25 protein-coding genes are annotated in these 19,720 nt (G+C 44.2%); 19 read left to right on the plus strand and 6 right to left on the minus strand.

The genetic code is table 11. The annotated features are described in order from the left end of the window. Window positions 1–55 precede the first annotated feature (55 nt). Window positions 56–859 (minus strand): inositol-1-monophosphatase, encoded by an 804-nt coding sequence (gene suhB, locus FHQ30_RS02230; RefSeq protein WP_139611388.1) that lies wholly within the window; start codon window positions 857–859, stop codon window positions 56–58. A 268-nt stretch (window positions 860–1,127) separates the two neighbouring features. Here suhB and FHQ30_RS02235 point away from each other — a divergent pair, with 268 nt between their 5' ends. From FHQ30_RS02235 to rplT, 17 genes are all read left to right on the plus strand, one after another. Continuing rightward, complete coding sequence (locus FHQ30_RS02235) at window positions 1,128–2,216, plus strand: PfkB family carbohydrate kinase (RefSeq protein WP_139611387.1); 1,089 nt, start codon at window positions 1,128–1,130, stop codon at window positions 2,214–2,216. After that, window positions 2,213–3,136: a pseudouridine-5'-phosphate glycosidase gene (locus tag FHQ30_RS02240; RefSeq protein WP_139611386.1), complete on the plus strand. Its 924-nt coding sequence runs from the start codon at window positions 2,213–2,215 to the stop codon at window positions 3,134–3,136. Before FHQ30_RS02235 ends, FHQ30_RS02240 begins: the two co-directional genes overlap by 4 nt. Window positions 3,137–3,241: 105 nt before the next feature. Further along, window positions 3,242–4,513, plus strand: coding sequence for a NupC/NupG family nucleoside CNT transporter (locus tag FHQ30_RS02245; protein ID WP_139611385.1), 1,272 nt, complete (start codon window positions 3,242–3,244; stop codon window positions 4,511–4,513). A gap of 266 nt (window positions 4,514–4,779) precedes the next feature. Continuing rightward, window positions 4,780–5,058, plus strand: a complete 279-nt coding sequence (locus tag FHQ30_RS02255; protein ID WP_139611384.1) for a damage-inducible protein J — start codon at window positions 4,780–4,782, stop codon at window positions 5,056–5,058. A gap of 2 nt (window positions 5,059–5,060) precedes the next feature. Further along, window positions 5,061–5,354 (plus strand): type II toxin-antitoxin system RelE/ParE family toxin, encoded by a 294-nt coding sequence (locus FHQ30_RS02260; protein ID WP_267963826.1) that lies wholly within the window; start codon window positions 5,061–5,063, stop codon window positions 5,352–5,354. 7 nt (window positions 5,355–5,361) lie between these two features. Beyond that, entirely contained in the window at window positions 5,362–6,102 is a 741-nt protein-coding gene (trmJ, locus tag FHQ30_RS02265; protein WP_139611382.1) for a tRNA (cytosine(32)/uridine(32)-2'-O)-methyltransferase TrmJ, read from the plus strand. A 115-nt stretch (window positions 6,103–6,217) separates the two neighbouring features. After that, entirely contained in the window at window positions 6,218–6,694 is a 477-nt protein-coding gene (gene iscR / locus FHQ30_RS02270) for a Fe-S cluster assembly transcriptional regulator IscR (RefSeq protein ID WP_139611381.1), read from the plus strand. Between the two features lie 36 nt (window positions 6,695–6,730). Beyond that, complete coding sequence (locus FHQ30_RS02275; RefSeq protein ID WP_139611380.1) at window positions 6,731–7,945, plus strand: IscS subfamily cysteine desulfurase; 1,215 nt, start codon at window positions 6,731–6,733, stop codon at window positions 7,943–7,945. Between the two features lie 25 nt (window positions 7,946–7,970). Beyond that, window positions 7,971–8,354 (plus strand): Fe-S cluster assembly scaffold IscU, encoded by a 384-nt coding sequence (gene iscU / locus FHQ30_RS02280; RefSeq protein ID WP_132966642.1) that lies wholly within the window; start codon window positions 7,971–7,973, stop codon window positions 8,352–8,354. A gap of 80 nt (window positions 8,355–8,434) precedes the next feature. Continuing rightward, window positions 8,435–8,758 carry an iron-sulfur cluster assembly protein IscA gene (gene iscA, locus FHQ30_RS02285; protein ID WP_132966640.1) on the plus strand — a complete coding sequence of 108 codons (324 nt, stop codon included), beginning with the start codon at window positions 8,435–8,437 and terminating at the stop codon, window positions 8,756–8,758. Between the two features lie 27 nt (window positions 8,759–8,785). After that, complete coding sequence (gene hscB, locus FHQ30_RS02290) at window positions 8,786–9,301, plus strand: Fe-S protein assembly co-chaperone HscB (RefSeq protein ID WP_139611379.1); 516 nt, start codon at window positions 8,786–8,788, stop codon at window positions 9,299–9,301. A gap of 116 nt (window positions 9,302–9,417) precedes the next feature. Then, the gene (gene hscA, locus FHQ30_RS02295) at window positions 9,418–11,274 is read left to right on the plus strand and encodes a Fe-S protein assembly chaperone HscA (protein ID WP_139611378.1); all 1,857 of its coding nucleotides are present in this window, start codon (window positions 9,418–9,420) and stop codon (window positions 11,272–11,274) included. Between the two features lie 20 nt (window positions 11,275–11,294). Next, window positions 11,295–11,633: an ISC system 2Fe-2S type ferredoxin gene (fdx, locus tag FHQ30_RS02300; protein ID WP_132966634.1), complete on the plus strand. Its 339-nt coding sequence runs from the start codon at window positions 11,295–11,297 to the stop codon at window positions 11,631–11,633. A gap of 19 nt (window positions 11,634–11,652) precedes the next feature. Then, window positions 11,653–11,850, plus strand: a complete 198-nt coding sequence (iscX, locus tag FHQ30_RS02305) for a Fe-S cluster assembly protein IscX (RefSeq protein ID WP_132966632.1) — start codon at window positions 11,653–11,655, stop codon at window positions 11,848–11,850. A gap of 403 nt (window positions 11,851–12,253) precedes the next feature. After that, window positions 12,254–12,799 (plus strand): translation initiation factor IF-3, encoded by a 546-nt coding sequence (gene infC / locus FHQ30_RS02310; RefSeq protein ID WP_255296791.1) that lies wholly within the window; start codon window positions 12,254–12,256, stop codon window positions 12,797–12,799. Window positions 12,800–12,898: 99 nt separating this feature from the next. Further along, window positions 12,899–13,096 (plus strand): 50S ribosomal protein L35, encoded by a 198-nt coding sequence (gene rpmI / locus FHQ30_RS02315; RefSeq protein ID WP_034613912.1) that lies wholly within the window; start codon window positions 12,899–12,901, stop codon window positions 13,094–13,096. Window positions 13,097–13,136: 40 nt separating this feature from the next. Next, on the plus strand, window positions 13,137–13,493 hold the full coding sequence (rplT, locus tag FHQ30_RS02320; RefSeq protein WP_084257409.1) for a 50S ribosomal protein L20: 357 nt from the start codon (window positions 13,137–13,139) through the stop codon (window positions 13,491–13,493). A 105-nt stretch (window positions 13,494–13,598) separates the two neighbouring features. Here the strand turns inward: rplT and cdd are convergent, their stop codons facing one another. The 5 genes from cdd to potA all read right to left on the minus strand — a co-directional run bounded on the left by cdd (window position 13,599) and on the right by potA (window position 18,480). Next, a complete protein-coding gene (gene cdd / locus FHQ30_RS02325; protein ID WP_139611377.1) occupies window positions 13,599–14,519 on the minus strand; it encodes a cytidine deaminase in 921 nt (306 codons plus the stop codon). A gap of 105 nt (window positions 14,520–14,624) precedes the next feature. Next, window positions 14,625–15,671, minus strand: coding sequence for an extracellular solute-binding protein (locus FHQ30_RS02330; protein WP_139608106.1), 1,047 nt, complete (start codon window positions 15,669–15,671; stop codon window positions 14,625–14,627). 82 nt (window positions 15,672–15,753) lie between these two features. After that, a complete protein-coding gene (potC, locus tag FHQ30_RS02335) occupies window positions 15,754–16,521 on the minus strand; it encodes a spermidine/putrescine ABC transporter permease PotC (RefSeq protein ID WP_132966627.1) in 768 nt (255 codons plus the stop codon). Further along, window positions 16,521–17,381: a spermidine/putrescine ABC transporter permease PotB gene (gene potB, locus FHQ30_RS02340; RefSeq protein WP_139608105.1), complete on the minus strand. Its 861-nt coding sequence runs from the start codon at window positions 17,379–17,381 to the stop codon at window positions 16,521–16,523. The genes potC and potB overlap by 1 nt, the downstream gene beginning before the upstream one ends. Continuing rightward, entirely contained in the window at window positions 17,362–18,480 is a 1,119-nt protein-coding gene (gene potA / locus FHQ30_RS02345; protein WP_139611376.1) for a spermidine/putrescine ABC transporter ATP-binding protein PotA, read from the minus strand. The genes potB and potA overlap by 20 nt, the downstream gene beginning before the upstream one ends. Window positions 18,481–18,786: 306 nt before the next feature. On the opposite strand from potA, the gene ribH reads away from it, so the two are divergent. Both ribH and nusB read left to right on the plus strand, forming a co-directional pair. Then, window positions 18,787–19,260: a 6,7-dimethyl-8-ribityllumazine synthase gene (ribH, locus tag FHQ30_RS02350; RefSeq protein WP_139608103.1), complete on the plus strand. Its 474-nt coding sequence runs from the start codon at window positions 18,787–18,789 to the stop codon at window positions 19,258–19,260. A gap of 11 nt (window positions 19,261–19,271) precedes the next feature. Next, entirely contained in the window at window positions 19,272–19,688 is a 417-nt protein-coding gene (gene nusB, locus FHQ30_RS02355) for a transcription antitermination factor NusB (protein ID WP_132966618.1), read from the plus strand. Window positions 19,689–19,720: the final 32 nt, after the last annotated feature.

The raw sequence follows: 19,720 nt of genomic DNA on the forward strand, positions 1-19,720 counted from the left end.
TTGTCAGCAGTCTAAGGCGATTGAAGAAATCGCCTTAGAAATGCTTATAATAATATTATTTTTTCAGTTCATCGCTCAAGTGCGGTTGCAGTTTGGTCAAAATCGCTTTGGCAATGCGTGGCGCAGCGGCAACCATATTACCCGATTTCAAATAGTTATGCCCACCGACAAAGTCGCTGACAATACCACCCGCTTCACGCACAATCAAATCACCGGCAGCACAATCCCAAGGTTTCAACCCGATTTCAAAATAGCCGTCCACGCGATTGGCGGCAACATAGGCTAAATCTAATGCAGCAGAACCGGAACGACGGAAATCCGCAACGTTTTCCAGCAAAGACTGCATAATATTGAGTTGGGTTGGCATATGCTGTTTAGCTTTGAACGGGAAACCGGTTGCCAGCACGGTGCCGTCAAGCTCGCGCTTGTTTTCCACCCGCAGACGAGTTTCATTTAATTTAGCGCCTTCGCCACGCACCGCCGTAAACAGTTCGTTACGAATCGGATCATAGACGACACCGACTTCAGTACGGCCGTTTTCACGGATAGCAATCGAAACAGAAAAGTGCGGAAAGGATTTGATAAAGTTGGTGGTGCCATCCAGTGGGTCGATAATCCATTGTACATTTTTGTTCTCGCCTTCAATCACCCCAGTCTCTTCAGTAATGATAGTGTGCTCAGGGTAAGATTTTTTGATCACCTCGATAATCGCCTGCTCAGCTTCTTTATCAATATTGGTGACGTAGTCATTAGCACGTTTGGTTGTTGTTTCAAGACTGTCAGGACGCTCATAGCCTTTGGCAATCACATTGCCTGCTTTTCGTGCAGCACGAATAGCGATATTTAACATTGGATTCATAATTCCACCGGATTTTAAAGAACAAAGAGAAGAAAATTTATTTTGTCATGACAAAATAAAAACTGAGCGGATTATAAAGAATTGTGACGGAAATTGCGAGGTAAATTTTAGTGGTATAGCCAGATTGTTTTGCTTTTTAGATCACAAAATATAAATTTTATTGTTCGAAATTTGTGCTGCATATCACAGATTAAATTATAACCTATTTATTTTTAGTTTTGCCATAGGATATCTTAAACAAAAGTTGAAAAACAAACAGGTGTTGACTATGAATCGTGAACAACAAATTTTGGAGCTGTTACGTAAAGATCCTTTAATGCCTCAACAACAAATTGCAGATAATTTGGGATTAAGCCGCTCTAGCGTAGCCGGTTACATTATGAATTTAATGCATAAAGGTCAAATAAGAGGGAAGGGCTATATTTTATCGCCGCAGCAACGGGTTGTGACAATTGGCGGAACCAATATGGATATTGCCGGATACTCTTTGGGTAATATTGTTTTTGGTGATTCTAATTTAGGAAAAATTAAATGTACGCCCGGTGGGGTGGGGCGAAATATAGCGCAAAATATTGCTATGCTGGGAAAAGAATCACACTTGATTTCGGTAGTCGGTGATGATTTGTACGGTGAAACCGTATTGGAACGGACAAAACAGGCTGGAGCCTATGTTGACCGATGTTATCAGCTACATAATGAAACAACTTCTACTTATCTTTCGTTGTTGGATGACAATGGTGAAATGGTGGTTGCCATTAATGATATGGATATATTAAAGAATCTCACGCCAGCGCTGTTATCTTCGCGACTTACTTTTATTCAACATGCTGATGCTATCGTACTTGACTGTAATTTAACTGAAAAAACATTAGCGTGGATTTTTAGCAATAGTGCTGATATTCCGATATTTGTTGATTCAGTTTCAACGTTTAAAGCCATGAAAATTAAAAATTGGCTTTCGCATATTCATACGCTAAAACCTAATCGCTTGGAAGCTGAAGCATTAAGTGGTATTGAAATAAAAACAAATGACGATGTATTAAACGTTGCCACATGGTTTCACCAGCAGGGGCTTAAACGATTGGTATTAAGTTTGGGATCGCGTGGTGTTTATTTTAGTGAAAAAGATGGAATGGCTGGCTGGGCAGAGCCATTAAAGGTCAATATTGTGAATGTAACTGGTGCCGGTGATGCAATGATGGCGGGACTGGTTTGCTGTTGGTTGGAAAATATTACGTTTGCGGACAGTGTTCGTTATGCTCAAGCTTGCGCTGCGATGGCGTTATCCTCTGAGTTTACTAATAATCCCAATTTATCTGATGATAGTGTAAAAAAACTCTTGGAGGTTCAATTATGAATAAATATCTTGATATAGCACCGGAAGTTGTTGAAGCATTGAAAAATAATATTCCGGTCGTCGCCTTGGAATCAACCATTATTTCTCATGGAATGCCATATCCGCAAAATGTAGCAACAGCGTTGGAGGTTGAAAAAGTTATTCGTCAAAACGGTGCTGTCCCGGCGACGATAGCGATTATTAAAGGGCGGTTAAAAGCGGGATTATCCGTAGAAGAGATTGAACTTTTGGGTAAAGAAGGGCATGCCGTTGCTAAAGTGAGCCGCAGAGATTTGCCTTTTGTTGTCGCCGCTAAAACCAATGGGGCAACAACGGTTGCAGCAACAATGATCGTAGCAGCAATGGCAGGTATTAAAGTCTTTGCTACCGGTGGAATTGGTGGTGTGCATCGTGGTGCGGAGTATAGCTTTGATATTTCGGCAGACTTACAAGAATTGGCACATACCAATGTTGCAGTCGTGTGCGCTGGAGCCAAATCGATTCTGGATCTTGGTTTGACGACGGAATATTTAGAGACTTTCGGTGTTCCCTTAATTGGTTATCAAACTAAAAAACTACCAGCGTTTTTTTCCAGAACAAGCCCTTTTGAGGTCAGTGTTCGGCTTGATTCCGCAGAAGCTATTGCCTCAGCAATTGAAGCCAAATGGTCTATCGGGCTCACTGGCGGTGTAGTCATTGCTAATCCTATTCCTGAACAATATGCGATGCCAGAACTGGAAATAAATCAAGCGATTGAGCAGGCAGTCGCAGAATCGGTCGAAAAAGGTATTATTGGAAAAGAAAGCACGCCATTCTTATTGGCTAGAGTGGCTGAATTAACAGGAGGCGAGAGCTTAAATTCGAATATTAATTTGGTTTTTAATAATGCCAAACTAGCAGCTCAAATTGCAGTTCACTATCATAAAATTATAGCCCCCTAATATTTTGCCAAAGCCTTATTGAGCGGCTATTTGATCTTTATATCGAATAGCTGTTTGAGTTGTAGTTAACATCGTTGTTTTTACTTCTTTTTATGTGAGGTTTTTATGAGTTCTATATTAAGTATCGTTGGAATTTTTGTATTGTTGGCGATAGCATTTTTATTATCCAGTAATCGTAAAACTATTAATTATCGTACAGTGTTTGGCGCTTTGGGAATGCAGATCGGAATTGGCGCATTAATTCTATATGTGCCTGCTGGTCGAGATGCGTTATTAGCAATTTCAAATGGTGTCCAGAAAGTGATTGATTATGGTAATGATGGGATAGGCTTTCTTTTTGGCGGCTTGGTCAGTGATCGAATGTTCGAAGTATTTGGCGGAGGTGGGTTTGTTTTTGCGTTACGAGTATTGCCGGTGATCATCTTTTTTGCCTCATTAATTTCAGTGCTCTATTACATTGGTATTATGCAGTGGGTGATTAAAATTTTAGGCGGATTGCTGCAAGTGGTATTAAAAACATCGAAAACAGAATCAATGTCAGCAGCAGCTAATATCTTTGTCGGACAAACTGAAGCACCTTTAGTGGTAAAACCCTATATTGCAAAAATGACCCAATCCGAACTATTCGCAATTATGTGCGGTGGCTTAGCTTCTATAGCTGGTTCTGCATTGGCAGGATATGCAGCAATGGGCGTTCCTGTTCCCTATTTAATTGCAGCTTCATTTATGGCAGCACCGGGTGGGTTATTATTTGCCAAGATTTTAATGCCTCAGACAGAGCAGGTTAATGATGATATTGATCATAATAGCCATGAAGATAAACCTGCCAATATTTTAGATGCAGCAGCGGGTGGTGCGTCGGCAGGTATGCAATTAGCACTGAATGTTGGAGCGATGTTGCTTGCCTTTGTTGCGTTGATTGCGTTATTGAACGGGATAATAGGTGGGATTGGTGCCTGGTTTAATCAGCCTGAACTGAGTTTGCAGATGATTTTAGGCTGGTTATTTCAACCACTGGCTTATATTATCGGCGTACCTTGGAATGAGGCTCATGTAGCAGGTTCAATGATCGGTCAAAAATTAGTGATTAATGAATTTGTGGCTTACCTTGATTTTGGGCGCTACTTGGGTGAAAATCCGCCGATGGTACTTGCTGATAAAACTAAAGCTATTATCACCTTTGCATTATGCGGATTTGCAAATTTAGGCTCAATTGCTATTTTAATCGGAGGGATCGGCACTATGGCACCTAATCGCCGCGCTGAAATCGCTCAGATGGGAATAAAAGCAGTTATCGCAGGATCATTATCTAATTTAATGAGTGCTACTATTGCGGGTTTATTTATTGGTTTAACTGGAGTAGCGTTGATCGGCTAATTAGATTTAATACCAATAACTGTATAATACCCCCGATTTTGATGATGAATCAAAATCAGGTTTTTGTTTATATCGCTCTTAATGATTTAACCAATCGATATTGAAAAGGAAAATAGGTTAAAAAATATCCGAATTGTACTCGTAGAAACGTCACACACCGGCAATATCGGCTCGGCGGCGCGGGCGATGAAGACGATGGGGTTGTCGTCGCTGTATATTCAGATATAATCGACAACACAAATGACACCATAAATTAGGGGGGAAGAATGGAAACGATCCATTTTCGGATAGATGCGCAAACAAAGCAATTGGCAATGCAAGCGGCTAAAAGACAGCAGACAGATTTGACTAAGTTAATGCGTGAAAGAGCGGAACAGCTGGCAGCAGAAGAGCTGGAATACCAGAGCAATACGCATGCTTATTGGCTTGAAACCCAAATAAATGAAGCTATTCAGCGTTATGAAAGCCAACAAACATATTTATTTGATGCCGATCAGAGTCAGCAAAAAATGCAACAATTACGTCGTCAACTAACTGAGGAATAGTCGTGAAGCTATTTTGGGAAGCGCAGGCACAGCAAGATCGAGAACAGATTTTTCATTATTTTTTTGAACATGCAGGTTTGGCTTTGGCCGATCAGGTAGATGCAAAGTTTGAAGAGATGGCGCAGCTATTACAGCAAAATCCTCAACTTGGCAAAAAAGTTAGAGAGGTTTCCAGTCGCTACCGCAAGCTGATTGTACCGCACTTTCCCTTTATTCTGATTTATGTGTTAGAAAAGGAAAGCCTGATTATTTTAAGAGTGCTGCACAGCGCTCGCAAACTGGCGAGTAATTATTGATATGGCAATGCAAATTCAATTAAAAAACATCCGAATTGTACTCGTAGAAACTTCACACACCGGCAATATCGGCTCGACGGCGCGGGCGATGAAGACGATGGGGTTGTCGTCGCTGTATTTGGTCGCACCAAAAACCTTGCCCGATGAGCAGGCAATCGCCTTATCAGCCGGGGCGAATGATATAGTGGAAAGTGCGGTAGTTGTGGAAAACTTTAATCAAGCGGTGGCGGATTGCTCGTTGGTGATCGGCACCAGTGCGCGCAGCCGACATTTGGCGATTCCGCAAATTGATCCGCGTGGTTGTGGGAAGCAGGCAGTGCGCTACGCTGAGCAGGGTGGTAAAGTGGCGATTGTTTTTGGGCGTGAACGGGTCGGATTGACCAATGAAGAGCTGCTAAAGTGCGGTTTTCATTTGAACATTCCCGCCAACCCGGATTATGCCTCATTGAACCTAGCGATGGCGGTGCAATTAGTCAGTTATGAAATTCGCATGGCGATGTTAGGCAGCCGGCAATCGGAGCCAACCACACTTGTCACGGAGGTCAACGAAAAACCGACTCAGCAGGAGCTGGACTATTTTTTTAACCAAACTGAGCAGCTCTATCGGCAGTTGAATTTTATTCAAAATAGTGGCGTGATGCCGAAATTGCGTAGTTTGTATGCCCGAGCTGATCTGCGCAAAAACGAACTGAATATTTTGCAGGGAATGCTGGCGGCGGTAAAGAAAAGTACGGTTGCAAGCGAGTAAATAAATCGTGAATGCTACGATAGATGAAAACATACAGAAATAGTCGGATTTAAAGTTGACTAAAATAGTCTGGTATGAAAGAATCAGCCTATACCAGAATGATTGAGGACAGGCTATGAAATTGACATCTAAAGGGCGTTACGCGGTGACGGCAATGTTGGATATTGCGCTCCATTCACAACGTGGCGAAATCGAAATGCCGATTACGTTGGCTGAAATTTCAGATCGTCAACAAATTTCACTTTCCTATTTAGAACAGCTATTTGCAAAATTGCGCCGTTACGGTCTGGTCAAAAGTGTGCGTGGACCGGGCGGTGGTTATTTGTTGGGAATGCCGATTGATAAAATTGCGATCGGTATGATCATCGCTGCAGTGAATGAAAACATTACGGCGACAAAGTGTAAAGGCAAAGGAAACTGTCAGGGCGGAATTACTTGTTTAACACACTCATTGTGGGCGCAGTTGAGTGAGGAGATCGAGGATTTTCTGAACGGGATTACGATTGCCGATTTGGTGAATAAGCAGAACCAACGCAGTGCGTTAAAAAAACATTTGGATCAACAACCATTTCAAGTTGTCAGTCGCGCTTAAAGTGCGGTTGATAGTGTTAATTTTTCAGGAGTGAAAATGAAATTACCAATTTATTTGGATTATGCGGCAACTTGCCCGGCAGATGAGCGAGTTGCTAAAAAAATGATGGAATTTATGACCTATGACGGAATTTTCGGTAATCCGGCTTCCCGTTCGCACCGTTTTGGCTGGCAGGCTGAAGAGGCGGTGGATATTGCGCGTAATCAAGTTGCGGATTTGATTGGTGCAGATTCAAGAGAGATCGTATTTACTTCCGGCGCAACTGAATCCGATAACTTGGCGATCAAAGGGGCGGCGCACTTTTACCAAACTAAAGGTAAACATATCATCACCTGCAAAACCGAACATAAAGCGGTGTTGGACACTTGTCGTCAGTTGGAACGTGAAGGTTTTGAAGTCACTTATCTGGAGCCGGAAGCGGATGGTTTGGTCGATTTGGCAAAACTGGAAGCTGCAATGCGTGACGATACTATTTTGGTGTCGATTATGCATGTGAATAATGAAATCGGTGTGATTCAGGATATCGAAAAAATCGGCGACTTGTGCCGTGCGAAAAAAGTGTTATTCCACACCGATGCGACGCAAAGTGTCGGTAAAGTTGAGATTGATTTAAGCAAATTGAATGTGGATTTGATGTCGTTTTCCGGTCATAAACTCTATGGACCGAAAGGTATCGGCGGCTTGTATGTACGTCGTAAGCCACGGGTGCGGATTGAAGCGATGATCCACGGCGGTGGTCATGAGCGCGGGATGCGTTCAGGCACATTACCGGTACATCAAATTGTGGGAATGGGTGAAGCCTATCGGATCTGTAAAGAAGAGATGGCGACCGAAATTCCACGCATCAAAGCACTGCGTGACAGACTGTATAACGGTTTGAAAGATATCGAAGAAGTGCATGTCAACGGTTCATTGGAACAGCGTGTCGCCGGCAATTTGAACATCAGTTTCAATTATGTTGAAGGCGAGTCGTTGATGATGTCGCTGAGTGATTTAGCGGTCTCTTCCGGTTCTGCTTGTACTTCAGCAAGCCTTGAGCCGTCTTATGTACTGCGTGCCTTAGGCTTGAATGATGAATTGGCGCACAGTTCGATTCGTTTTTCTATCGGGCGTTATACCACAGAAGAAGAGGTGGATTACGCCATCGAGTTGGTCAAAAAAGCAGTCAATAAATTGCGTGAACTGTCACCGTTGTGGGATATGTTTAAAGAAGGTGTTGATTTAAATTCAGTACAGTGGACTGCCCACTAATTAAGTAAAGAATAGGAGCAAGAAAATGGCATACAGTGAAAAAGTTATCGATCATTATGAAAATCCACGTAACGTGGGGTCATTTGACAAAAAAGAACAAAACGTCGGCAGTGGCATGGTAGGGGCACCGGCTTGTGGTGATGTGATGCAGTTGCAGATCAAAGTCAGCGACAACGGCATCATCGAAGATGCACGTTTTAAAACCTACGGTTGTGGTTCTGCTATTGCCTCCAGTTCATTGATCACCGAATGGGTTAAAGGTAAATCTTTGGACGAAGCAGGTTCGATTAAAAACAGCCAAATCGCCGAAGAATTGGAATTGCCGCCGGTGAAAGTTCATTGTTCAATTCTGGCAGAAGATGCGATCAAAGCGGCAATTGCCGATTATAAAGCTAAAAATAATAAATAATACTATTCCCCCACTCGGTGTTGTGCCGGGTGGGGCTTTCCATTTCAGGGTCATCTTTAGTAGTAAAATAAGGAAATGATATGGGTGTCAATTTAACTGAAAGTGCAGCCAATCGTGTACGCACATTTTTACAAAACCGTGGCAAAGGGGTTGGTTTGCGTTTAGGCGTGAAAACATCGGGCTGTTCCGGTTTGGCTTATGTGTTGGAATTTGTCGATACACTGAACGAAGATGATCAGGTGTTTGAACAACACGGTGTAAAAGTGATTATCGATAGCAAAAGTCTGGTCTATCTAAAAGGTACGCAATTGGATTTTGTCAAAGAGGGGCTGAACGAAGGCTTCAAATTTAATAATCCGAATAAAAAAGACGAATGTGGCTGTGGCGAGAGCTTCACGGTATAAAGTGCGGTTAATCGACTAGGAAACAGAATGCAAAACCCATTTGAACTTTTTAATCTAGCCGTTGAATTTAATCTCGATACCGCACTTTTATCTCAGCGTTATTTAAGCTTGCAAAAAGCTTATCACCCAGATAATTTTGCGACCTCCTCCAGTGCAGAACAATTGAAAGCGGTGCAGTATGCCGCTGAGATTAATGACGCTTACCAAGTGCTGAAAAATCCGATTCGTCGTGCCGAAGCGATTTTACAACTGAATTGGACACAGCCACTCAATCCGGAAGAGACGGTGAAAGACAGCGAATTTTTGTTGCAACAATTGATGTTGCGTGAAGCTCTGGAAGCAGCAGCTTGTAGTTGTGACGAAGATGAGATTGCGACCTTGCGCGATAAAGCTGAAGTTTTACGCCGACAACAATTACAGGCGATTGAAACAGCGATTCGGCAAAAAGGATGGGCGCAACTAAAACAGCAGATAGACCGTTTGAAATTTATTGAAAAACTGTTGTTGGAAGTAGAACAAATCGAAGATCGCTTATACGGCTAATGTTATACTAACGGCTGTTTACAATACGGATAAGCGAATCTATGCCACACAAAAACCGCACTTCGCTTATTAGTTTTTTACTTTTACTCTTATTCTGATAAAAACGGAAACATAACATGGCATTACTTCAAATTGCCGAACCCGGACAAACTGCTGCGCCACATCAACACCGTTTGGCGGTGGGGATCGATTTAGGTACGACCAACTCGTTATTGGCGACCGTGCGTAATGGTGCTAGCGAAATTTTAGCCGATGTAGACGGCAACGTTTTGATTCCTTCGGTCGTCAATTATGCACTGGATAAACCATTGGTCGGTTGTGCTGCTTTAGCAAGGGCGGTCAGCGAACCGCAACAGACCATCATCTCGGTCAAACGTTTGATCGGGCGCAGTTTAGTCGATGTACAACAACGTTATCCCAATTTGCCGTATCACTTTCAAGCGAGCGAAAACGGCTTGCCATTAATTGAAACCGCACAAGGTAATTTTAGCCCGGTACAAATTTCAGCCGATATTCTGAAAAAACTCAATCACCTGGCGGAAGCCCGTTTAGGCGGTGAACTGTCGGGTGCGGTGATTACTGTACCAGCATATTTTGATGATGCTCAACGGCAGTCGACCAAAGATGCGGCACGTTTAGCCGGCCTGCAAGTATTGCGTCTGCTCAATGAACCCACGGCAGCGGCAATTGCCTACGGTTTAGATTCCGGACAAGAAGGGGTGATTGCCGTCTATGATTTAGGGGGCGGCACTTTTGATATTTCTATTTTGCGGCTATCAAAAGGTGTGTTTGAAGTGCTGGCCACCGGTGGTGATACCGCACTTGGCGGTGATGATTTCGATCACCTACTTGCCGATTGGATTGAACAACAATCGGGTATTGTTGCGACCAATAACATTGAACGCCGCCAGCTATTGGAAACAGCGATTGCGACTAAAGTACAATTAAGTGCAGAAAGTGCGGTCAAGGTGCAGTTTAAAACATGGCAGGGCGAAATCAGCCGCCCCCAGTTTGATCAACTGATTCAGCCGTTGGTGAAACGCTCGCTAATGGCGTGCCGTCGTGCGTTGAAAGATGCACAGGTCGGTCAAGAGGACGTATTGCAAGTAGTGATGGTCGGTGGCTCAACCCGCATACCGTTAATCCGCGAACAAGTGGGCGAATTTTTCGGTAAAACGCCGTTGACTTCGATTGATCCGGATAAAGTGGTGGCATTAGGCGCAGCGATTCAAGCCGATATTTTGGTGGGTAATAAAACAGACGCCGATATGTTGTTGCTGGATGTGACACCGTTATCATTGGGAATAGAAACCATGGGCGGTCTGGTGGAAAAAATCATTCCGCGCAACACCACCATTCCGGCCGCACGAGCACAAGAGTTCACCACTTTCAAAGATGGGCAAACCGCAATGACGGTGCACATCGTGCAAGGCGAACGGGAAATGGTGGCGGATTGCCGCTCGCTTGCCCGTTTCACCTTGCGTGGTATTCCACCGATGGTGGCCGGGGCGGCACATATTCGGGTGACTTATCAGGTTGATGCCGATGGTTTACTCAGTGTGACTGCGATGGAAAAATCCAGCAAAGTGCAATCATCAATTCAGGTGAAACCGTCTTATGGTTTAAGTGAAAATGAAATCAGAGAGATGATTCATGCTTCGATCGAAAATGCTGAACTGGATATTGAAGCGCGCCGTTTGACGGAACAGCGTGTTGAAGCGAGCCGTGTGATCGAGGGCGTAGAAGAAGCTCTAAAGCAAGACCGAACATTACTGTCTGCCGAAGAATTAGCGCAAATTGAAGTGCAAATCGACAAATTACGACAGCAGCTTGAACAACAAGACAGCGAGTTGATCAAGCAGGGAATTAAACAACTTGATATCGTGACCCGTGATTTTGCCGCCCGCCGAATGAATCAATCGGTGCGTAGCGTGCTGCAAGGTCACAGTATCGATGAACTTGAAAACAATTAATTATTAAAAAGGATTTAGAAATGCCAAAGTTAATTTTTCTTCCTCATGAAAGCTTATGCCCGGAAGGAATGGTAGTAGAAGCCGAACGTGGCGAAAGCATTTTGGATGCTGCGTTAAATGCCGGGATTGAAATTGAACATGCCTGTGAAAAATCATGTGCCTGTACTACTTGCCATGTGGTGGTGCGTGAAGGCTTTGACTCGTTAAATGAAAGTAGCGATCTGGAAGAAGATATGTTGGATAAAGCTTGGGGTTTGGAAATTGAAAGCCGCTTAAGTTGTCAAGCAGTGGTCGGCAACCAAGACTTAGTGATCGACATTCCGCGCTACACCATCAATCACGCCAGAGAAGAGCATTAATTCTAAAAGGATTTTCAAGATGAAATGGCAGGATACGCAAGATATTGCATGGGCGCTGTCGGAGTTATATCCCGATACTGATCCTAAAACCGTACGTTTTACCGATATGCACGCCTGGATCTGTGATCTAGACGGATTTGATGACGATCCGCAAAAATCTAATGAAAAAATCTTGGAAGCGATCTTATTGCTCTGGCTAGATGAGTTTGATGATTAGTCGGGATTAATGAAAAAAAGTGCGGTAGCTGAGCAATTGGCTACCGCATTTTTTATTGCTATAGATTCTGCTGTTAGCGATAGGTCATCGATAAGTTACTTTTCAAAACAGGGCGAGTTAAGCTTGGCAACCGGTCTGTACTTTTTCTGGTTGATAGGCACAGACAGATAAAGCTGCAATGGTTGCAGTGAGTGCAATAAGTTTAGGTTTTCATTGTGCAAACCGAAAGCATAGCCTGTTAGTTGCTAGCAGGCTGATTAAATACAAAGATTTTGACAAATTCCCTTGCATAACCCTGCGTTTTTCTTTAAAATTTACGCCACTTTTTTGCCATATTCGGCAAAATTTTCAACTGCTCAGCTGCAAAATATTGCGTGAGCCTGCTTATAATAAATAGAGGAAGATGACTATTAAAGCTGTAAAACGAGTTCAGACGCAACGCCCAAATCGTATTAATGACGAGATTAAGGTGAAAGAAGTTCGCTTGATCGATGCTGAAGGCGAGCAGGCAGGAATTGTCGGTATTCAACAAGCGCTGGAAATGGCGGAAGCCGCCACTTTGGATTTGGTTGAAATCAGCCCGAATGCAGAGCCGCCGGTATGCCGAATTATGAATTACGGCAAATTCCTCTACGAAAAGAGCAAAACGGCTAAAGAGCAGAAGAAAAAGCAAAAGGTTGTTCAGGTTAAGGAAATCAAATTCCGTCCTGGTACAGACGAAGGTGACTATCAGGTAAAACTACGCAGCCTGATTCGCTTTCTGGAAGATGGGGATAAAACCAAGATCACAATCCGTTTTCGCGGACGTGAAATGGCCCATCAGCAAATCGGTGCCGATGTGTTGGAACGTGTTAAAAACGATCTGGCTGACATCGCCGTGGTGGAGTCTGCTCCGTCAAAACTGGAAGGCCGTCAAATGGTGATGGTGCTTGCGCCGAAGAAGAAGTAATCAGCGCTAACAAGTAATAAAGTGCGGTTGGTGCAAGCCAAGCGCTTTTTATTCGCCTGATTATATTGATTAATAATACAATGCGGAGTTAATCCAATTATGCCAAAAATTAAAACAGTACGCGGTGCTGCGAAGCGTTTCAAAAAAACAGCTTCCGGCGGTTTTAAGCGTAAACAATCTCACTTGCGTCATATTTTGACCAAGAAATCGACTAAACGTAAACGTCATTTACGCCACAAATCAATGGTAGCGAAAGCTGACCAAGTATTAGTGGTAGCCTGCTTGCCGTACGCATAGTTCATTTCATTCCAGTTAAAATAGATCAAAGGAGATCCCTATGGCCCGTGTAAAACGTGGTGTTGTTGCCAGAGCTCGTCATAAGAAAGTTCTTAAGGCTGCTAAAGGTTATTATGGTGCGCGTTCACGCGTGTATCGCGTTGCTTTCCAAGCGGTTATCAAAGCAGGTCAATATGCTTACCGTGACCGTCGTCAACGCAAACGTCAATTCCGTCAATTGTGGATCGCGCGTATCAACGCAGCGGCCCGTCAAAACGGTTTGTCGTACAGCCGTTTCATCAACGGTTTGAAAAAGGCGTCTGTTGAAATCGATCGTAAGATTCTTGCCGACATCGCTGTATTCGATAAAGTGGCTTTCACCGCTTTAGTTGAAAAAGCCAAATCTGCTTTAGCTTAATTTAAGCGATTGCAAAAAGAGAGAAAGGGAGCCAAGCTCCCTTTTTCAGTTTTTAATCCATATAGATAGAAGCCGCGAGGTTACGACCAAGCGGCTTTTTTGTTATTAGTCAATTGAAAGATATTGCAACGGTAGTTTGCATAAGGTTGCCAGTAGCTGTTTTGCCATCACTTTTTGGCTGATTTCAGCTTTTTTCTCGATCAGAACCGCTCTTTTAATATTTTGTAATTCGAATCCGCTCAGAATTAAGTGATTGATAGCGACTTGTAGCGCCGGTAGGCTTGGATTGAAAGCCGCATTTTCTGCATAACTGCCGATGAAATAGAAGTTGTCTTCAGTTTCCAACGCAACACCAGCGTAGGCGCCACTGTAAGGTGCATGGCTGATGTTGATACCTTCAAGTGCGGTATCGATCAATAAATCTTCAGTGTTAAGTAGGCTGAAACCGTGATGGCGTGGTGTCAGCAGTAATTCATTGATATTAAGATCTTTAGGTCCGAAACTATTCGGCAGATATTCACTCAGGCGTTGATTTTTGTGCTGTGGCAGGTTGATGATCAGCCCTTCTGCGGTATTGAGTTCATTCATAAATTGGCGACAGTGGCCACAAGGGGCGTAATTGACCGAAATCTCTTCAAGTGCGGTTTCACCCTGCATCCAAGCATGCGCAATCGCACTTTGTTCGGCATGGACGGTCTGCTGCATACCGGTATCGATAAACTCCATATTGGCGCCAAAGTAGAAATTTCCGCAGCTACCAATAGCAACTGCACCAACATAAAAATGTGAAATCGGTGCGAGAGAGTATGCAGCAGCGATCGGTAGCAGTGCAATCGAAAGCTCCCGTGCCGTCAAATCGAATTTGTGGCAAAGGTGCTGCACAGTAAAGTGCGGTAAACGCCCAACAAAACGTTGTTCGGTCAAAATGGTCAATACGGTTTGTGCCAAGTCTTGATTGGTTAATTTGGCACAGGCTGACCGCACTTGGGCTGAAATATGTGAATTGGAACGATAGTGATTAGGCATGAAAAAATCCTCCGTAGTAACACGCCGTTGGTGCTTTATCTTATGCTATAACGTAAAAAAGATCTTCTAAAGAAGACCTTTTTTGTGAGATTAATCAAGTAATTGTTATTTTGCTGCTTTAAACTGCTGAAAATAGTTTTCATACACGGCAGAAACATCACCGACATCGTCTTGCCAAATACTGCTTTTCATCACTTCCAATGGTGGATACAACTGGCTGTCCTCCACAATTTCTTTTGGCAGTTTTTTTCGTGCCAGTAGATTTGGGGTCGGATAACCGACTTCTAATGCCACTTTTTCGGCAACCGGGGCGCTGATCAGATAGTTAATCAGCTTGTGGGCAGCTTCCGGATTTTTGCTGGTTGCAGGAATTGCCAATGTGTCCATCCAGAAAATCGCGCCTTCTTTTGGCCAGCTGATATTGATCGGCATGCCTTCTTTGCGTGCGATGAACGCTGAGCCGTTCCACAACATGCCCGCATTGACCTCACCGGCAATAAACGAGTTGGCAGGATTGTCAGAATTGAAGGTCAGTACATTCGGGCGTAGGGTCAGCAATTTTTCGTAGGCTTTTTTGATTAATTCCGGATTAGTGGTGTTCGGATCTTCGCCCATGGTGACTAAGGTCATGTGAAACAGCTCACGGGCATCATCGGTCAATTGCAGTTTGTCTTTAAATTCCGGTTTCCATAAATCATTCCAAGAGTTAAACGTACCGGCAGGATAAACGTCACTGTTGTAAGCAATCGCAGTGGCGCCGAAGATTTGCGGCACAGAGTATTGGTTGCCCGGATCATAAGGTTTATCCAGCATTTCCGGATCCAGCTCTTGCAGCGATGGCAGCTTGCTGTGATCCAACGGCATCAGCATGCCTTCTTTGCGCATTTTGGAAACAAAGTAGTTGGACGGTGCGATCACATCGTAGCCACCGCTGTCGCCCATGGTCTTCATTTTGGCGTACATCGTTTCGTTGGATTCAAAGCTGGAAAAAATCACTTTGATCCCGGTTTCTGCGGTGAAATCTTCCAGTAGTCCGGGCGGAATATACTCAGCCCAGTCATAGAGGTAGATCACTTCATCTTTGGCATTTGCAGCGGCTTGCACGGCTAAGCCAAGAATGCCGACGGTAAAGACTGCGCTTAGTTTTTTCATCGTAAAATACTCCAACAAAAAAATAGAGAAGATAAATAGCAGCAAGAAATACCCGCACTTTTGTAATGCGGGTAACCCAATACTACTTGTTTTTGCGTCCGATAAACAGACTTAAGGTGACCAAGAATAACGAGAGCAAGATCATAATGGTCGCCAAGGCGTTGACTTCCGGAGTGACGCCGGTTTTTACCATTGAGAAAATCTTCAGTGGCAGCACTTCATAGCTTACGCCGGTCACAAAGGACGACACCACCACATCATCCAGCGAAATGGTGAAGCTGAGCAGCCAACCGGAAACAATTGCCGGCAAGGCCAATGGCAGAATGATTTTGCCGAGAATCGTCAATTCGCCAGCACCCAAATCTTTGGCGGCTTCCAACATTTTGACATCGAACCCTTTTAGGCGTGACAGAATGGTGACCACCACATACGGCAGGCAGAACGTGATATGTGCCAATAATAAAGACGCAAAGCCCAACTTGATGCTGAATAGCATAAATAGCGCCAACAGCGAAACCGCCATCACAATATCCGGTGACATCATCACGATAAACAGCATGCCGCCGACGAATTTTTTGCCGCGAAAGGCATAACGGTAAAGCGCTATTGCGGTCAAGCCGCCGATAATGGTGGCTAAAGTGGCGGCAAAAAATGCGATCGTCACCGAGTGAATTGCGGCTTGAATCAAGGTGTCATTGTTGAACAGACGTTCGTACCAGCTCCAGCTAAAGCCTTTCCAGCTCAAGCCGTAGCGGTCGGCATTGAACGAGTTGACGATTAGGATAATAATCGGTATATACAAATAGGCATATACCACAAACATAAAACCACTGCGTAGTAAACGACCCATTATTCCAACTCCGGTTTTTTATTCAACAACTTACCTGCACGGTAGTAAATATATAACAGCAACGCCATCAGAATGGTTAGCCCGATGCTGATAGCCGAGCCGAACGGCCAGTTGCGTGAAACCAAAAACTCACTCTTAATCACATTCCCCACTAACAGCACTTTCGCACCACCCAATAGATCAGCGACATAGAACATGCCCATGGCCGGCAGCAGCACCAACAGGCAGCCAGCGATAATGCCCGGCATCGTCAACGGCAGAATAATCCGTACAAAACGCTGCACTGTGCCGGCGCCCAAGTCTTTGGCGGCTTCCAGCAAGCGGCCGTCCAATTTTTCAATCGCAGAGTAGAGCGGCAGAATCATAAACGGCAGCAGGATATACACCAAACCGATGATCACCGCGATTTCAGTATTGATAATTCGAATCGGCGAATCAATAATACCTAGCGACATCAACGTATTGTTCAACACACCACGCACACCAAGAAAAATTTTCATGCCGTAGATGCGGATCAAGGAGTTGGTCCAGAACGGCAAAATCACCATAAACAGCAGAATCGGGCGGTATTTGCTTGGCAGTTTGGCAATCATAAACGCAAACGGATAGCCGATCAGCAGGCAGATGATGGTTGCCAAACCCGACATATACAGCGAGTTCCACATCACTTGTGCATACAGCGGATCAAACAGGCGTTTGTAGCTGTCGAGTGAAAAAGTGAAATCGATCAGGTTGCTGGTGTCTCGGGTGAGAAAACTGGTTCCTAATACTAGTATATTCGGCACCAACACAAAGAAAATCAGCCAGCCGAAAATAATGGCAACGGTGATATTCTGAAATTTATGCGTTGTTATCTTCATCTTCTAACACCACTTCCCAACTTTCAACCCAAGTGATCGCCACTTTCTGGTTCAACGAGTGATCCACGTCTGGATCATCCTCGTTAAAAAATTCGCTGATCAACACCATTTTGCCGCTTTCCAGTTCGATGGTGGATTCCAGCGTCATGCCTTTGTAGTTGCGTTCGCGCACATAACCGACGATGCCGTTGACTTTCTCGGTTTCGTTAACCTCTTCCAAGCGTAAATCTTCCGGACGCAGCAACACTTTCAGTTGACTGCCGGCGGAAACCGATTGTGTCGCGAAAATATCGCAGATTCGGCCTTCGACATTGGCTTTGAGCCGTTTTTCATCCAGACGTTCGATCACCATGGCATCAAAAATATTGATTTCACCGATAAATTGCGCCACAAACAAATTGTTCGGCTCTTCGTAAATTTCGCGTGGCGTACCGTCTTGTTGTAATTTGCCGGCACGCAACACGATAATCCGATCCGACATACTCAAGGCTTCTTCTTGGTCGTGGGTCACAAAAATAAAGGTGATGCCCAGTTGACGTTGCAGCGCTTTCAGCTCATTTTGCATCTGTTTGCGCAGATTGTAATCCAGCGCCGATAACGACTCGTCCAACAGCAACACTTTGGGTTTATTCACCACCGCTCTGGCAATTGCCACCCGTTGCTGCTGTCCACCGGAAAGTTGTGCCGGTTTACGATCGGCAAATTCTTCGAGCTGCACCATGCGCAGTGCTTCCAACACGCGTGGTTTGATGTCATGGCTCGGTACTTTCTGCATTTTTAGCCCGAACGCTACGTTTTCGTAAATACTCAAATGCGGAAACAGCGCATAACTTTGGAAAACGGTATTGACCGGACGCTGTTCTGCCGGAACTTGACTAATGTCTTGTCCATCCAGAATAATTTGTCCGCCGTTCAGTTCCTCAAAACCGGCAATCAGGCGCAGAATCGTGGTTTTTCCACAACCGGAAGGCCCTAAAATGGTAATAAATTCACCATGATTGATGGATAAATCAAAATCGTTAATGATGGCTTTGCCGTCATATTCCTTACGGATTGAACGCAGCTCAATCACCGGTTTGGTTTTAACAACGTTTTCCACTGTCTTTGTTTTCCTCCTAAATAACCACGTTATCGCGATTATCAACAATAGTCTCTGAATAAAGGGATAAATCGGCGCTAAGAATACCACAGTTGATTTCTAGATTAAAAAGAGAAATTGCGTGAATGAGGCAAAAAACCGCACTTTACTGAGTAGAATGGAAAGCCGGGCAGGCGTGTATCAATTAAAGCCAACACTGAGCGGAATTTAGTACTGAATAAAATCGAATGTTGTGATAGAATCCGCGATCGAATTTAACAACACTAATTTAACAACATGGTTTTCTCCAATTTCACAAGGTAGCATATGAAAATTTTACAAGGTGTCGTGGCTGCGCCAGAAGCTAAAGTTGCGGTGGTTATCGCCCGTTTTAACAGTTTTATCAATGAAAGTTTGCGTGAAGGGGCAGTCGATGCCTTGAAACGTATCGGACAAGTCAAAGACGAAAATATTACCCTGGTATACGCACCGGGTGCCTATGAGCTGCCATTAGTGGCACGTCGTTTAGCCGACAGCAAAAAATATGATGCGATCGTGGCATTGGGTACGGTGATCCGTGGCGGCACGGCGCATTTTGAATATGTTGCCGGGGAAGCCAGCAGTGGTTTGGGGCAAGTGGCAATGCAGGCAGAAATTCCAGTGGCGTTTGGTGTATTGACCACGGAAAATATCGAACAAGCGATTGAAAGAGCGGGCACAAAAGCCGGTAACAAAGGCGCTGAATCGGCACTGGTTGCATTGGAAATGATCAATTTGCTGAATGCGATTGATAACGCCTAACGGAGAATATAATGAGTAAAGTATCACCACGTCGCCGTGCCAGAGAATGTGCGGTGCAAGGGCTGTATTCTTGGTTTATTTCTAAAAATGAGATTGCCGAAGTAGAACTCTCCTTCATTACCGATCAAGAAATGAAAGGGGTTGATATGCCGTATTTCCGTAAGCTATTGAGCCAAAGTGCTGAGCATAGCGACGATTTGCAACAGACACTGGAACCGCACTTGGACAGAGCATTCGGCGAATTGGATCCGATTGAGCGGGCGGTTTTGGTGATGGCAGCGTACGAATTGAAATATCAAGCGGATGTGCCGTATAAAGTCGTGATTAATGAAGCGATTGAAGTGGCGAAAGTATTCGGCGCAGAAGAGAGCCATAAATATATTAACGGCGTGTTAGATAAACTGGCACCGGCGCTCGGACGAAAATAAGCTAGAGTCAAAATTTAAAATCACAAAGTGCG

The sequence above is a fragment of the Testudinibacter sp. 'clade 2' genome (assembly GCF_006227735.1).
Classification (GTDB): Bacteria; Pseudomonadota; Gammaproteobacteria; order Enterobacterales; family Pasteurellaceae; genus Chelonobacter.

Excerpts from the sequence above, each read along its gene's own strand:
- FHQ30_RS02235 (WP_139611387.1), top strand. The coding sequence starts at position 1,128 with ATGAATCGTGAACAACAAATTTTGGAGCTGTTACGTAAAGATCCTTTA.
- suhB (WP_139611388.1), bottom strand. The coding sequence starts at position 859 with ATGAATCCAATGTTAAATATCGCTATTCGTGCTGCACGAAAAGCAGGC.
- FHQ30_RS02240 (WP_139611386.1), top strand. The coding sequence starts at position 2,213 with ATGAATAAATATCTTGATATAGCACCGGAAGTTGTTGAAGCATTGAAA.
- infC (WP_255296791.1), top strand. The coding sequence starts at position 12,254 with ATGACTATTAAAGCTGTAAAACGAGTTCAGACGCAACGCCCAAATCGT.
- ribH (WP_139608103.1), top strand. The coding sequence starts at position 18,787 with ATGAAAATTTTACAAGGTGTCGTGGCTGCGCCAGAAGCTAAAGTTGCG.
- FHQ30_RS02275 (WP_139611380.1), top strand. The coding sequence starts at position 6,731 with ATGAAATTACCAATTTATTTGGATTATGCGGCAACTTGCCCGGCAGAT.
- iscX (WP_132966632.1), top strand. The coding sequence starts at position 11,653 with ATGAAATGGCAGGATACGCAAGATATTGCATGGGCGCTGTCGGAGTTA.
- FHQ30_RS02330 (WP_139608106.1), bottom strand. The coding sequence starts at position 15,671 with ATGAAAAAACTAAGCGCAGTCTTTACCGTCGGCATTCTTGGCTTAGCC.
- iscA (WP_132966640.1), top strand. The coding sequence starts at position 8,435 with ATGGGTGTCAATTTAACTGAAAGTGCAGCCAATCGTGTACGCACATTT.
- potB (WP_139608105.1), bottom strand. The coding sequence starts at position 17,381 with ATGAAGATAACAACGCATAAATTTCAGAATATCACCGTTGCCATTATT.
- FHQ30_RS02255 (WP_139611384.1), top strand. The coding sequence starts at position 4,780 with ATGGAAACGATCCATTTTCGGATAGATGCGCAAACAAAGCAATTGGCA.
- FHQ30_RS02245 (WP_139611385.1), top strand. The coding sequence starts at position 3,242 with ATGAGTTCTATATTAAGTATCGTTGGAATTTTTGTATTGTTGGCGATA.
- trmJ (WP_139611382.1), top strand. The coding sequence starts at position 5,362 with ATGCAAATTCAATTAAAAAACATCCGAATTGTACTCGTAGAAACTTCA.
- rplT (WP_084257409.1), top strand. The coding sequence starts at position 13,137 with ATGGCCCGTGTAAAACGTGGTGTTGTTGCCAGAGCTCGTCATAAGAAA.
- hscA (WP_139611378.1), top strand. The coding sequence starts at position 9,418 with ATGGCATTACTTCAAATTGCCGAACCCGGACAAACTGCTGCGCCACAT.
- nusB (WP_132966618.1), top strand. The coding sequence starts at position 19,272 with ATGAGTAAAGTATCACCACGTCGCCGTGCCAGAGAATGTGCGGTGCAA.
- fdx (WP_132966634.1), top strand. The coding sequence starts at position 11,295 with ATGCCAAAGTTAATTTTTCTTCCTCATGAAAGCTTATGCCCGGAAGGA.
- hscB (WP_139611379.1), top strand. The coding sequence starts at position 8,786 with ATGCAAAACCCATTTGAACTTTTTAATCTAGCCGTTGAATTTAATCTC.
- cdd (WP_139611377.1), bottom strand. The coding sequence starts at position 14,519 with ATGCCTAATCACTATCGTTCCAATTCACATATTTCAGCCCAAGTGCGG.
- rpmI (WP_034613912.1), top strand. The coding sequence starts at position 12,899 with ATGCCAAAAATTAAAACAGTACGCGGTGCTGCGAAGCGTTTCAAAAAA.
- iscU (WP_132966642.1), top strand. The coding sequence starts at position 7,971 with ATGGCATACAGTGAAAAAGTTATCGATCATTATGAAAATCCACGTAAC.
- iscR (WP_139611381.1), top strand. The coding sequence starts at position 6,218 with ATGAAATTGACATCTAAAGGGCGTTACGCGGTGACGGCAATGTTGGAT.
- potC (WP_132966627.1), bottom strand. The coding sequence starts at position 16,521 with ATGGGTCGTTTACTACGCAGTGGTTTTATGTTTGTGGTATATGCCTAT.